The sequence below is a fragment of the Rubrivivax gelatinosus genome (genome assembly GCF_004340905.1).
Lineage (GTDB): Bacteria > Pseudomonadota > Gammaproteobacteria > Burkholderiales > Burkholderiaceae_C > Rubrivivax > Rubrivivax gelatinosus.
The window spans coordinates 179,761-192,732 of sequence record NZ_SLXD01000009.1; the positions used below are offsets into that span (position 1 = coordinate 179,761).

General features: G+C 72.2%; 12 protein-coding genes. 8 read left to right on the forward strand and 4 right to left on the reverse strand.

The window, feature by feature from the left end; all coding sequences use genetic code 11:
- The first annotated feature begins 8 nt into the window (after nucleotides 1-8).
- From bchI to EV684_RS15145, 5 genes are read left to right on the forward strand one after another with little or no spacing between them, the layout of a single operon-like run.
- Nucleotides 9-1,004 carry a magnesium chelatase ATPase subunit I gene (bchI, locus tag EV684_RS15125; RefSeq protein WP_132648119.1) on the forward strand — a complete coding sequence of 332 codons (996 nt, stop codon included), beginning with the start codon at nucleotides 9-11 and terminating at the stop codon, nucleotides 1,002-1,004.
- Complete coding sequence (locus tag EV684_RS15130; protein ID WP_132648120.1) at nucleotides 1,004-2,746, forward strand: magnesium chelatase subunit D; 1,743 nt, start codon at nucleotides 1,004-1,006, stop codon at nucleotides 2,744-2,746. Before bchI ends, EV684_RS15130 begins: the two co-directional genes overlap by 1 nt.
- Nucleotides 2,739-3,572 (forward strand): alpha/beta fold hydrolase BchO, encoded by an 834-nt coding sequence (bchO, locus tag EV684_RS15135; RefSeq protein ID WP_132648121.1) that lies wholly within the window; start codon nucleotides 2,739-2,741, stop codon nucleotides 3,570-3,572. The genes EV684_RS15130 and bchO overlap by 8 nt, the downstream gene beginning before the upstream one ends.
- 28 nt (nucleotides 3,573-3,600) lie before the next feature.
- Nucleotides 3,601-5,130: an acyl--CoA ligase gene (locus tag EV684_RS15140; protein WP_132648122.1), complete on the forward strand. Its 1,530-nt coding sequence runs from the start codon at nucleotides 3,601-3,603 to the stop codon at nucleotides 5,128-5,130.
- The gene (locus tag EV684_RS15145; RefSeq protein ID WP_132648123.1) at nucleotides 5,127-6,134 is read left to right on the forward strand and encodes a 2-dehydropantoate 2-reductase; all 1,008 of its coding nucleotides are present in this window, start codon (nucleotides 5,127-5,129) and stop codon (nucleotides 6,132-6,134) included. Before EV684_RS15140 ends, EV684_RS15145 begins: the two co-directional genes overlap by 4 nt.
- 60 nt (nucleotides 6,135-6,194) lie before the next feature.
- On the opposite strand, the gene EV684_RS15150 is transcribed toward EV684_RS15145, so the two are convergent.
- The 4 genes from EV684_RS15150 to EV684_RS15165 all read right to left on the reverse strand — a co-directional run bounded on the left by EV684_RS15150 (nucleotide 6,195) and on the right by EV684_RS15165 (nucleotide 9,562).
- The gene (locus EV684_RS15150; protein ID WP_132648124.1) at nucleotides 6,195-6,629 is read right to left on the reverse strand and encodes a universal stress protein; all 435 of its coding nucleotides are present in this window, start codon (nucleotides 6,627-6,629) and stop codon (nucleotides 6,195-6,197) included.
- Between the two features lie 77 nt (nucleotides 6,630-6,706).
- Complete coding sequence (locus EV684_RS15155; protein ID WP_132648125.1) at nucleotides 6,707-7,543, reverse strand: sulfurtransferase; 837 nt, start codon at nucleotides 7,541-7,543, stop codon at nucleotides 6,707-6,709.
- Nucleotide 7,544: 1 nt separating this feature from the next.
- A complete protein-coding gene (locus tag EV684_RS15160; RefSeq protein ID WP_132648126.1) occupies nucleotides 7,545-8,453 on the reverse strand; it encodes a DMT family transporter in 909 nt (302 codons plus the stop codon).
- Nucleotides 8,450-9,562 carry an aromatic ring-hydroxylating oxygenase subunit alpha gene (locus EV684_RS15165; RefSeq protein ID WP_132648127.1) on the reverse strand — a complete coding sequence of 371 codons (1,113 nt, stop codon included), beginning with the start codon at nucleotides 9,560-9,562 and terminating at the stop codon, nucleotides 8,450-8,452. The genes EV684_RS15160 and EV684_RS15165 overlap by 4 nt, the downstream gene beginning before the upstream one ends.
- 223 nt (nucleotides 9,563-9,785) lie before the next feature.
- Here EV684_RS15165 and xseB point away from each other — a divergent pair, with 223 nt between their 5' ends.
- From xseB to dxs, 3 genes are all read left to right on the forward strand, one after another.
- Nucleotides 9,786-10,016, forward strand: a complete 231-nt coding sequence (gene xseB / locus EV684_RS15170; RefSeq protein ID WP_014427872.1) for an exodeoxyribonuclease VII small subunit — start codon at nucleotides 9,786-9,788, stop codon at nucleotides 10,014-10,016.
- Nucleotides 10,001-10,891 (forward strand): polyprenyl synthetase family protein, encoded by an 891-nt coding sequence (locus EV684_RS15175; protein WP_132648128.1) that lies wholly within the window; start codon nucleotides 10,001-10,003, stop codon nucleotides 10,889-10,891. The genes xseB and EV684_RS15175 overlap by 16 nt, the downstream gene beginning before the upstream one ends.
- Before the next feature lie 108 nt (nucleotides 10,892-10,999).
- Nucleotides 11,000-12,886 carry a 1-deoxy-D-xylulose-5-phosphate synthase gene (gene dxs, locus EV684_RS15180; RefSeq protein ID WP_132648129.1) on the forward strand — a complete coding sequence of 629 codons (1,887 nt, stop codon included), beginning with the start codon at nucleotides 11,000-11,002 and terminating at the stop codon, nucleotides 12,884-12,886.
- The last annotated feature ends 86 nt before the right edge of the window (nucleotides 12,887-12,972 follow it).

Here is a 12,972-nt window from a genome sequence, read left to right on the forward strand (position 1 = left end):
GTTTCCTCATGAAGTTGACCTATCCCTTCTCGGCCATCGTCGGCCAGGACGAGATGAAGCTCGCGATCCTCATCGCCGCGGTGGACCCGAGCGTGGGCGGGGTGCTGGTCTTCGGCGACCGCGGCACCGGCAAGTCGACCGCCGTGCGTGCGCTGGCGGCGCTGCTGCCCAAGATGAAGGCCGTCGTCGGCTGCCCCTACAACCGTGACCCGGCGCTCGAACCCGCCGGCGCGCCCAAGCCCAAGACCCACCAGGTGCCGGTGCCGGTCGTCGACCTGCCGCTGGGCGCCACCGAAGACCGCGTCGTCGGCGCGCTCGACCTCGAACGCGCGCTGTCCCAGGGTGTCAAGGCCTTCGAGCCCGGCCTGCTGGCGCGCGCCAACCGCGGCTTCCTGTACATCGACGAAGTCAACCTGCTCGAAGACCACCTCGTCGACCTGCTGATCGACGTCGCCGCCTCGGGCGAGAACGTCGTCGAGCGTGAAGGCCTGTCGGTGCGCCACCCCGCGCGCTTCGTGCTGGTCGGCTCGGGCAACCCGGAAGAAGGCGAGCTGCGGCCGCAGCTGCTGGACCGCTTCGGCCTGTCGGTCGAGGTCAAGACGCCGACCGACATCCCGGTGCGCATCGAGATCGTGCGCCGCCGCGACGCCTTCGAGCGCGACCCCGAGGGCTTCACCGAGAAGTGGAAGGCCGAGGACGACAAGATCCGCCGCCGCATCCTGGCCGCGCGCAAGCGCCTGGAAGAGGTGCAGGTGCCCGACGCGGCGCTGGAGCGCGCCGCCCAGCTGTGCATGAAGCTCGGCACCGACGGCCTGCGTGGCGAGCTGACGCTGATGCGTGCCGCGCGCGCGCTGGCCGCGATCGACGGCGACAAGGCCGTCGGCGACAGCCAGTTGAAGCGCATCGCCGCGCCGGCGCTGCGCCACCGTCTGCGCCGCAACGTGCTCGACGACGCCGGCTCCACGGTGCGCGTGGACCGCGCGGTGCAGGAACTGTTCGCCTGATGTCCTCCAAGGCCTGGGAAGACGCCACGCTGGCGGCGGCGGTGTTCGCCGTCGACCCGGCGGGCATCGGCGGCGTGCATGTGCGCTCGCCCGCCGGCCCGGTGCGCGACCGCTGGCTGGCCGCGCTGTCGCGTGCGCTGCCGACGCCGCCGCGGCGCATGCCGGTGGGCATCGCCGACGACCGCCTGCTCGGCGGCCTGGACCTCGCCGGCACGCTGCAGGCCGGGCGCCCGGTCGCGCAGCGCGGCCTGCTCGCCGATGCCGACGGCGGCGTCGTGCTCGCGGTGATGGCCGAACGCCTGCCGCCGGGCACCGCGGCGAAGATGGCCGCGGTGATCGACCGCCACGAAGTCGTCGTCGAACGCGACGGCGTCGCGCTGTCGCACCCGACACGTTTCGGCGTCGTCGCCTTCGACGAAGGCGGCCCCGACGACGACCCGGTGCCGATCGCGCTGACCGACCGCCTGGGGCTCAAGCTCGACTTCACGCAGATCCCGCCGCGCGAAGCGCCCGAGATCGACTTCGGCGACGTCGCCGACGCGCGGGCGCTGCTGCCGCGTGTGCGCTGCGGCGACGAGGCGCTGCAGGCGCTGGTGCAGGCTGCCGTCGCGCTGGGCATCGCCTCGCTGCGCGCGCCGCTGCACGCCCTGCACGTGGCCTGCGCGCACGCCGCGCTGAACGGCCGCGACACGGTGGAGGCCGAGGACGCCTCGGCCGCCGCGCGCCTGGTGTTCGCGCCGCGCGCCACGCAGCTGCCGGCGCCGCCCGAGCAGGAAGCCCCGCCCGAGGAGCCGCCGCCGCCGCCGCCGGACCAGGACCCGAACCAGGACCCGCCGCCGCCGGACAACGAGCAGCAGGCCGAGGAGCTGAAGGGCCCGATGGAAGACCAGGTGCTCGACGCCGTGCTCGCCTCGCTGCCGCCGGCGCTCCTGGCGCAGATGCAGGCCGACTACGCCTCGCGCGAACGGGCGCGTTCGTCGGGCAAGTCGGGCGCGCTGCACAAGGGTGGCCACCGCGGGCGTCCGTCGGGCATCCGCCGCGGCGAGCCCAAGGCCGGCCAGCGCCTGAACCTGATCGCGACGCTGCGCGCCGCCGCGCCCTGGCAGCGTGTGCGCGGCGCCATCAAGCCGCGGGTGCAGGTGCGGCCCGACGATTTCCACGTCACCCACTACCGCCAGCGGCGCGAGACGACGACGATCTTCGTCGTCGACGCCTCGGGCTCGTCGGCGCTCAACCGCATGGCCGAGGCCAAGGGCGCGGTCGAGCTGCTGCTGGCCGACTGCTACGTGCGCCGCGACAAGGTGGCGGTGATCGCCTTCCGCGGCAAGGCGGCCGAGCTGCTGTTGCCGCCGACGCGTTCGCTGGTGCGCGCCAAACGCAGCCTGGCCGGCCTGCCGGGCGGCGGCGGCACGCCGCTGGCGGCGGCGGTCGACGCCGCCGGCGCGCTGGCCGAGTCGATCCGCCGCCGTGGCGACACGCCGCTGGTGGTCTTCCTGACCGACGGCCGCGCCAACGTCGCGCTCGACGGCACCGGCGGGCGGCCCAAGGCCGAGGCCGATGCGCTCGACGCCGCGAAGCGCATGCTCGCCAGCGGCGCGGCGACGATGCTGATCGACACCTCGCCGCAGCCGGCGGCGCAGGCGCGCAAGATCGCCGGCGCGATGCAGGCGACCTACATGCCGCTGCCCTACGCCGGCGCGCAGACCCTGTCGCAGGTGGTGCGCGCCCGCGCCGGTGGCTGAAGACCGCCGCTTCGTCAACGCCGCCGGCCTGCGCTGGCACGTCGAACGTTCCGGGCGCGGCCCGGGCACGATGCTGCTGCTGCACGGCACCGGCGCGTCGGCGCACAGCATGGCGGCGCTGGGCGAGCGCCTGGCCTGGCGCTGGCGCCTCGTCGCGCCCGACCTGCCAGGCCACGGCGAGACCAGCCGGCCGACGCCCGAGCAGCTGACGCTGCCCGGCATGGCCGCCGCCGTCGGCGCGCTGCTGGCCGAGATGAAGCTCGCGCCCGACGTCATCGTCGGCCACTCGGCCGGCGCCGCGGTCGCGGTGCGCATGGTGCTCGACGGCCTGGTGAAGCCGTCGGTCGTGGTCTCGATCAACGGCGCCTTCCTGCCCTTCGGCGGGCGCGCTGCGGCGCTGCTGTCGCCGCTGGCGCGGCTCTTATACGCGCAGCGCTGGGTCTCGCACCTGTTCGCACGCCGAGCCGAGGACCCGGCGGTGGTGCGCCGCTTGATCGAAGGCACCGGCTCGCACCTGGACCAGGACGGGCTGGACGCCTACCGGGCGCTGATGACACGCCCCGGCCACGCCGAGGCCGCGCTGGGCATGATGGCCCACTGGGACCTGAGCACGATGGAGCAGGACCTGCGGCGTTTCCCGGTGCCGCTGTGGCTGGTCACCGGGCTGCACGACCGCGCGGTGCGGCCGTCGCAGGCGCGGCGCGTGGCCTCGCTGTGCCCGCGGGCGCTGCTGCTGCCGCTGCCCGGTGTCGGCCACCTCGCACACGAGGAAGCCCCCGACGCCGTCGCGCGTCTGCTCGGGACGCTGCCGGCACCGGCGGTATAACGCCTCGGTCGTCCGCAAGGAGTTCCCGATGCACCAGACTCTGGAGGCGCTGCTGCGAGCCGGCGCCGAAGACGCCGTCGCGCTGGCCGCACCCGGCCGCGCGCCGCTGAACTACCGCGGCCTGCGCGCGCAGATCGCCGGCACCGTGTCGACGCTGAACACGCTGGGCGTGGGACGCGGCGAGCGTGTTGCCATCGTGCTGGCCAACGGCCCGGAGATGGCGAGCTGCTTCGTCGCCTGCGCCAGCGGCGTCGCTGCCGCGCCGCTGAACCCGGCCTACCGCGCCGAGGAGTTCGAGTTCTATCTGTCGGACCTGCGCGCCAAGGCGCTGATCGTCGAGCGCGGCAGCGCCTCGCCGGCGGTGGCGGTGGCCGAACGCCTGGGCGTGCGTGTGCTCGAGCTCGTCGTCGCCGACGGCGCGCCGGCCGGCAGCTTCACGCTGGTGCCGCGCGACGGCAGCGCCGACAGCACGCCGGCCGTCGAGGGCGGCGAGGCCCAGCCGGGCGACGTCTCGATGGTGCTGCACACCTCGGGCACGACCTCGCGGCCGAAGATCGTGCCGCTCACCCAGGCCAACCTGGCGGCGTCGGCGCAGCACATCCGCGACACGCTGCAGCTGACGCCGGCCGACGGCGGACTGAACGTGATGCCGCTGTTCCACATCCACGGCCTGATCGCCGGCGTGCTGGCGCCGCTGGCCGCGGGCTCGCGCATCTTCTGCACGCCGGGTTTCGACGCGCTGAAGTTCTTCGGCTGGATGGACGAGGCCGCGCCCACCTGGTACACGGCGGTGCCGACGATGCACCAGGCGATCCTGGGCCGCGCGCGGCGCAACGCCGAGCTCATCGCGCGGCACCCGCTGCGTTTCCTGCGCTCGTCGTCGTCGTCGATGCCGCCGCAGGTGATCCGCGAGCTGGAAGAAGTGTTCCGCGCGCCGCTGATCGAGGCCTACGGCATGACCGAGGCCACGCACCAGATGGCCTGCAACCCGTTGCCGCCGGCGGTGCGCAAGCCCGGCACGGTCGGCCCGGCGGCGGGGCCCGAGATCGCGATCATGGACGAGCACGGCACGCTGCTGCCGCGCGGCGCGGTCGGCGAGATCGTCATCCGCGGCCCCAACGTCAGCGCCGGCTACGAGTCCAACCCCCAGGCCAACGCCGAGGCCTTCACCGACGGCTGGTTCCGCACCGGCGACCAGGGCACGCTGGACGCCGACGGCTACGTGACGATCACCGGGCGCCTGAAGGAGATCATCAACCGCGGCGGCGAGAAGATCAGCCCGCGCGAGATCGACGAGATCCTGATGGACCACCCGGCGGTGGCCCAGGTCGTCTGCTTCGGCATGCCGCATCCGAAGCTGGGCGAGGAGGTCGGCGCCGCCGTCGTGCTGCGCGAGGGGCAGCAGCCGACCGAACGCGAGCTGCAGGACTTCGTCGCCGCGCGTGTCGCCGACTTCAAGGTGCCCAGGCGCATCCTGTTCATGGCCGAGATCCCCAAGGGCGCGACCGGCAAGCTGCAGCGCATCGGCATGGCCGCCAAGCTGGGCCTGGGCGGATGAAGATCACGATCGTCGGCGCCGGCGCGATCGGCGGCTACCTGGGCGCGCGGCTGTCGGCTGCCGGCGAGCAGGTCAGCTTCATCGCGCGCGGGCGCAACCTGCAGGCGATCCGCGCACGGGGCTTTCGCCTGATCCTCGAGGACGGCAGCGAACTCGCGGCGCCCGAGGCCAGGGCTTTCGAACGCATGGACGAGGCCGGGCCGCAGGACGTGGTCATCCTGGCCGTCAAGGCGCACCAGGTCGCCGACCTGCTGCCCGGGCTGCCGGCGCTGCTGGCGCCGCACACCAGCGTCGTCACGATGATCAACGGCGTGCCCTGGTGGTACTTCCACCAGCTCGCCGGCCCGTACGAAGGGCGTCAGCTGGACAGCGTGGACCCGGGCGGGCGCATCGCCGCGGCGATCGCGCCGGAGCGCGTCATCGGCGGCATCGTCTATCCGGCGGCCGAACTCGTCGAGCCGGGGCTGGTGCGTGTCGTCGAGGGCAACCGCTTCACGATCGGCGAGCCCGACGGCAGCCGCAGCGAACGGGTCGAGGCACTGTCGCAGGCGCTGATGCGTGCCGGGTTCAAGGCGCCGGTGGCGCGCGACATCCGCGCCGAGCTCTGGGTCAAGCTCTGGGGCAACCTGTGCTTCAACCCGATCAGCGCGCTGACGCAGGCGACGCTGGAGGACATCACCCGCTTCGGCCCGACCCGGGCGCTGGCCGCCGCGGCGATGGCCGAGGCCCAGGCGGTGGCCGAGGCGCTGGGCGTGCGTTTTCGCATCACGCTGGAACAGCGCCTGGCCGGTGCCGAGGCGGTGGGTGCGCACAAGACCTCGATGCTGCAGGACGTCGAACACGGCCGCGCGCTGGAGCTGGAGGCGCTGGTCGGCGCGGTGGCCGAACTCGGCCGCATCGTCGGCCGGCCGACGCCGACGGTGGATGCGCTCTACGCGCTGGCCTCGCTGCTGGCGCGCACGCTGGCGGCGCAGAAGGGCCGGCTGGCGGTGCAGCCGGCCTGAGGTCGCACAAAGAAAAACCCCGCCGGGCGGCGGGGTTCAACGCGAGATCGGAGGGCGCGTTCAGCGCACGACCAGCACCGGCAGCGTGCTGTGCGTCAGCACTTTCTGCGTCTCGCTGCCCAGCAGCAGCGCGCTGACGCCGCGGCGGCCGTGCGAGGCCATGACGATCAGATCGCATTCCTGGTTCTTGGCGTGATCGATGATCGCCTCCCAGGGATGCAGGGCCTCGATCGTGTGGCCGCTGCAGGCCACGCCGACGGCGGTGGCGGCCTCGATCACCGCCTTCACGCGCGACGACGCGATGCGTTCCTGCGCGTCGTAGAACTCCTGCGGCGGCACCGGCTGCATCTCGGAGATCGCGCTGTACGGGAAGGGCTCCTTGACGCCGATGACGAACATCTCGGCGCCGGCGAGCTGGGCCAGTTCCAGGGCCGTCTGGACCGCCTTGGCCGTGATCTCGGAGCCGTCGGTGGGGACCAGGATGCGCTTGTACATGGAGACTCCTCGTGGTTCGATGTTTCGAGTGTTCTGCAGGGTCGACGTTCCTGCAAGCGGCATTGGATTGATCGCGGTCAACCGCGCGCGATGGGCCGCGACGGGTCTCGGCACCACTCGCTCCACGACCCCGGGTACAGCCGCATGCCCTCGTAGCCGGCGTGCGCCATCGCCAGCAGGTTGTGGCAGGCGGTGACGCCGCTGCCGCACTGGTGCACCACCTGCTCGGCCGGCGTGGCCCAGCGTTCGAACTCGGCGCGCAGCGCGTTGGCCGGCTTGAAGCGGCCGTCGGCCAGCAGGTTGTCCTTGAAGCAGCGGTTCGTCGCGCCGGGGATGTGGCCGCCGACCGGGTCGATCGGCTCGACCTCGCCGCGGAAACGTTCGCCGGCGCGTGCGTCGACCAGGCGCACGTGGCCCAGCGCGGCGAGCAGCGACTCGGCGGTGAGCGTCGCCATCGCCGGCTCGGCGCTCAGCGGGTAGGGCGCGCCGGCGGCCGGCGCGGTGGCCGAGGTCACGAGTTCGCCGCCGGCGACGGTCCAGGCGGCCGGGCCGCCGTCGAGCACCGCGACCTTGCCGTGGCCCAGCCACTTCAGCATCCACCAGGCGCGCGCCGCGTACGGGCCGCCCTGGGCGTCGTAGCAGACGACCTGGGTCTCGGGGCCGATGCCCCAGGCGCCGACGGTCGCGGCGAAGGCTTCGCGCGTGGGCAGCGGGTGGCGGCCGTGGCTGCCGTCGCCCTTGGGGCCGGACAGCTCGCGCTCCAGATGGGCGTAGATCGCGCCGGGCAGGTGGCCGGCGGCAAACGCACGTTCGCCGGCGGTCGGGTCGCCGAGGTCGAAGCCGCAGTCGAGCACGACGACGCCGGGCGCCGCGGCGCGCAGGTCCTCGGCGCTCACGAGGGTGGTGAAGCTCATCTCAGGTCTCCGTGGAAGGGGTGCGGCGGGGCGTGCGCGCCAGCCAGGTGGCGGCGATGCCGGCGGCGACGATCAGCGCCATGCCGGCCAGCGCCGACACCGTGACCGGATCATCGAACAGCCAGACGCCGAAGCCGAAGGAGAACACGATGCCCAGGTACTGCAGCACCGCGTTCGTCATCGGCTGGCCGATGGCGTAGGCGCGCGTCAGCATCAGCTGCGCCACCGAGGCCAGCACGCCGGTGGCCAGCAGCAGCGCGGCGCCGCGCCCGGTGTGCGCGCTGGGGCCGCCGGACGCGAACATCAGTAGCGCGCCGGCCGCCACGCCGCCGGCGGCGAAGTAGAAGACGATGCGTTCTTCGGGCTCGCCGGCCTGGCCCAGCGAACGCACGTGCAGATAGGCGCGCGCCGACAGCAGCCCGGAGACCAGTCCGGCCAGGCCGTGCAGCAGCTGGCGCGTCTCGAGCGTGGGTTTGAGGATCAGCGCGACGCCGACGAAACCGGCCAGCACCGCCATCACCAGCCTCGCATCCGGCCGCTGGCCGCGGCCCCAGGCGGCGCCGACGACGAAGACGGCGACCCACACCGACGAGGTGTAGTTCAGCGTCATCCCGGTGGCCAGCGGCAGCGCGCCCAGGGCGTAGAACCACAGGCAGATCGCGCCGACACCGGCCGCGCTGCGCTGCAGGTGCAGCAAGGGCACGCGCGTGGCGAGCGGCGTACGGCCGGCGCGCAGCATCAGCGCCATCAGCACGACGCCGACGGCCGATCTGTACATGACGATCTCGCCGGCGCCGTACTGCGCCGAGGCGAGCTTGACGCACAGCCCCATCGCCGCGAAGAGGAAGGCGGCGCCGGTGATCAGCAGGGGCGCGCGCAACGGCCCGGGGGCCGCGCGCGTGCGGCTCATCGTGCGAGGTTCATCTGCCGCCGGTACCACTCGTGGAACTGTTGCATGCCGTCTTCCGTCGGGCTCTGGTAGGGCCCGACCTCGTTGTCGCCGCGCTCCATCAGCGCGCGGCGGCCGGCGTCCATTCTCTCCGCGATCTCGTCGTCCTCGACGCAGGTCTCCATGTAGGCGGCCTGCTGGGCGTCGACGAACTCGCGCTCGAACAGGGCGATCTCCTCGGGGTAGAAGAACTCGACCAGGTTCAGCGTCTTGCGCGGGCCCTTGGGGAACAGCGAGGACACGACGAGCACGTGCGGATACCACTCGACCATGATCGTCGGGTACAGCGTCAGCCACACCGCGCCCTGCGCCGGCGGCTGGCCGGCACGGTAGGCGAGCAGCGCGTCGTGCCAGCGGCGGTAGACCGGCGAACCCGGGCGCGCCAGCGCCTGGTGCACGCCCACCGTCTGCACCGAGTGGTGCGCGCCGAACTCCCAGCTCAGGTCGTTGCAGGTGACGAACGAACCCAGCCCCGGGTGGAACGGGCCGACGTGGTAGTCCTCGAGGTAGACCTCGATGAAGGTCTTCCAGTTGTAGTCGCACTCGTGCACGACCGCGCGGTCGAAGACGTAACCCGAGAAGTCGAGCAGCGGCTGCGGCGCCATGCCGGCCAGGTCGGCGGCGATGTCGCGCCCGTTGTCCTCGAACAACAGGCCGTTCCAGCGGCGCAGCGGGTACTGCTTCAGGTTCAGGCAGGGGTCTTCGGGGAAGTGCGGCGCGCCGACGAGCCGGCCTTCGAGGTCGTAGGTCCAGCGGTGCAGCGGACAGACGATGCCGCCCTGGGTGCGGCCGCGGCCCTTGAGCATGATCGCCTGGCGGTGGCGGCAGACGTTGGAGACGAGCTCGACGCCGCGTTCGTGGCGCACCAGCGCACGGCCCTCGCCTTCGTGCACGAGGGCGTGGTAGTCGCCGGTGGCGGGTACGGCGAGCTCGTGCCCGACGTAGCGCGGTCCGGCATCGAAGATGAGTTTCTGTTCCTGCTGGAACAGACCCTCGTCGAAATAACGGGTGACGGGAAGCTGAGACGTGCTTCGCTCGAGAGCTTCGAGACTGATGCTCAGGTCAGACATGATCCGAGGGGATCCTCCGTGACGGATGTCCAAACCCCCGCCCGGTGGCCCCGCGGGCGGGCATGGCGCCTGACGCTCGACGCCCCACGGTGGCGTCCAGGTTTCGTCAGGCGAACCGACCATTGTACCGGCCGGGTGGGTTCGCGGACGGGGCACGCCAAGTGCCCGAGCGCGACGCTCCCGTGTGTCTAGAATGCCCCGCTTGCTGTCACGTTCCCACCGAATGTCGTCCGTCCCCGCCCCGCAGGAGCCCGCCAGCTACGAGGAAGCCGTCGCCGAACTGGACCGCCTGGTCCAGCGCATGGAGACCGGCCAGATGCCGCTGGACCAGTTGCTCGACGGCTACAGGCGCGGCAGCGAACTGCTGACCTTTTGTCGTAACCGGCTGCAGGCGGTCGAGGAACAGGTCAAGCTACTTGACGATGGACAGCTGAAGACATGGAGCGCACCCTGAATTTCGACCAATGGGCGCGACACCAGCTCGACGCGGTGGAAGCCGCGCTCGAAGCCTGGGTTCCCGACAATGCCCCCGCCGGCCTCGGCGAAGCGATGCGCTACGGCGTGCTTGACGGCGGCAAGCGGCTGCGGCCGCTGCTGGTGATCGCCGCCTGCGAAGCGCTGGGCGGCTCGCGCGAGGCCGCGCTGCGCAGCGCCTGCGCGGTGGAACTGATCCACGCCTACTCGCTGGTGCACGACGACATGCCGTGCATGGACAACGACGTGCTGCGCCGCGGCAAGCCGACGGTGCACGTGAAGTACGGCGAGGCCCAGGCCATGCTCGCCGGCGACGCGATGCAGGCGCTGGCCTTCGAGATCCTGACCCCCGACGAAGGCGTCGAGCCGGCGCTGCAGGCGCGCCTGGTGCGGCTGCTGGCGCGGGCGGCGGGCCATGCCGGCATGGCCGGCGGCCAGGCGATCGACCTCGCCAACACCGGGCGGATGCTCGACGAGGCCACGCTGCGCGAGATGCACCGCAAGAAGACCGGCGCGCTGCTGCTGGTCAGCGTGCAGATGGGCGCGGCCTGCGGCGCGCCGACGCCCCACGCGTGGCAGGCACTGTCCGACTACGGCGAGGCGATCGGCCTGGCCTTCCAGGTCGTCGACGACATCCTCGACTGCACCCAGGCGTCGGACAAGCTCGGCAAGACCGCCGGCAAGGACCAGGAGGCCAACAAGCCGACCTACGTCTCGGTGCTCGGCCTGGAGTGCGCTCGCCGTTACGCGCAGGAACTGCGCGCGCAGGCGCTCGCGGCGCTCGAGCGCGCCGGCCTGGCCGATGTCGCGGCACTGGCCACGATCGCCGACAAGGTGGTGGAACGCGAGAACTGAACTGACGGCTTCATCCCCGTTGCCGGCCGTTGGGAGGCGGGCGACATCGGGAGCGGTTCGTGGTGCCGTCACCGGCGCCGCGGCTCGTCCAGCGCGGTGGAAACTGACATGAGCAAAATCCTCGATTCGATCCAGACGCCCGCCGACCTGCGCCGCATGTCGCGCAGCGACCTGCCCGGCCTCGCGCGCGAAGTGCGCGAGTTCGTGCTCGACACCGTCAGCCAGACCGGGGGCCACCTCGGCAGCAACCTGGGCACGGTGGAGCTGACGGTCGCGCTGCACTACGTGTTCAACACGCCGCACGACCGCATCGTCTGGGACGTCGGCCACCAGACCTACCCGCACAAGGTGCTGACCGGCCGGCGCGAGCGCATGCACACGCTGCGCCAGCTGGGCGGCATCGCCGGCTTCCCGCGCCGCGACGAGAGCGAGTACGACACCTTCGCCACCGGTCACAGCTCGACCAGCATCAGCGCCGCGCTGGGCATGGCGATGGCGGCCAAGCAGAAGGGCGAGGAGCGCAAGGCGATCGCCGTCATCGGCGACGGTTCGATGACCGCCGGCATGGCCTTCGAGGCGCTGAACAACGCCGGTGTGCCGCATGCCGGCGTCAACGCCGACATCCTCGTCATCCTCAACGACAACGACATGTCGATCAGCCCGCCGGTGGGCGCGCTGAACAAGCACCTGGCGCGGCTGATGAGCGGCAACTTCTACGCCGCCGCGCGCGAGGGCGCCAAGGCCGTGCTCAAGGCCGCGCCGCCGCTGTTCGAGCTGGCGCGCCGCTTCGAGGAACACGCCAAGGGCATGGTCGTGCCGGGCACGATCTTCGAGGAGTTCGGCTTCAACTACGTCGGCCCGATCGACGGCCACGACCTCGACGCGCTGATCCCGACGCTGGAGAACCTGCGCAACAAGAAGGGCCCGCAGTTCCTGCACGTGGTCACGAAGAAGGGCTACGGCTACAAGATGGCCGAGGCCGACCCGGTCAAGTACCACGCCGCCAGCGGCCGCTTCAACCCGGCCGAGGGCTTCCCCAAGAGCAGCGGCGGCAAGCCGACCTTCACCCAGGTCTTCGGCCAGTGGCTGTGCGACATGGCCGAGGCCGACGAGCGCCTCGTGGGCATCACGCCGGCGATGCGCGAAGGCTCGGGCATGGTCGAGTTCCACAAGCGTTTCCCGCGCCGCTACCACGACGTCGGCATCGCCGAGCAGCACGCGGTGACGTTTGCCGCCGGCCTGGCCTGCGAAGGCCTCAAGCCCGTCGTCGCGATCTACAGCACCTTCCTGCAGCGCGCCTACGACCAGCTGGTGCACGACGTGGCGCTGCAGAACCTGCCGGTGGTCTTCGCGCTCGACCGCGGCGGCATCGTCGGCGCCGACGGCCCGACGCACGCCGGCGTCTACGACATCGCCTTCATCCGCTGCATCCCGAACTGCGCGCTGCTCGCGCCCAGCGACGAGAACGAATGCCGCCAGGCGCTGACGACGGCCTACCGCCGCGACCAGCCGGTGGCCGTGCGCTACCCGCGCGGCAGCGGCTGCGGTGCCGAGGTCGAGACCGGCCTGAGCGAATGGGAATGGGGCAAGGGCGTCGTGCGCCGCGAAGGCCAGCGCGTCGCGATCCTGGCTTTCGGCACCCTGCTGCACCCGGCGCTGGCCGCCGCCGAGAAGCTCGGCGCAACCGTGGTCGACATGCGTTTCGTGAAGCCGATGGACGAGGCGCTGGTGCTGGAGATGGCGCGCCGCCACGAGGCCCTGGTCACCGTCGAGGAAGGCTGCGTGATGGGCGGCGCCGGCAGCGCGGTGCTCGAGTGCCTGGCCGCCGCCGGTGTCACGACGCCGGTGCTGCAGCTGGGCATCCCCGACCGCTTCACCGAACACGGCGACCCGAACAAGCTGCTGTCGATGATGGGTCTGGACGCCGAGGGCATCGAGGCCTCGATCCGCAAGCGTTTCGCCAGCCGCCCGGCGCTGGCCGCGGTCAACGGTTGATCCGGCTGCCGCCCGTGCCGAAGGCCGCCTGCGGGCGGCCTTCGCCTTGATTGAACGCTGCGTGGAAACCCTTGCACCGACCGCTG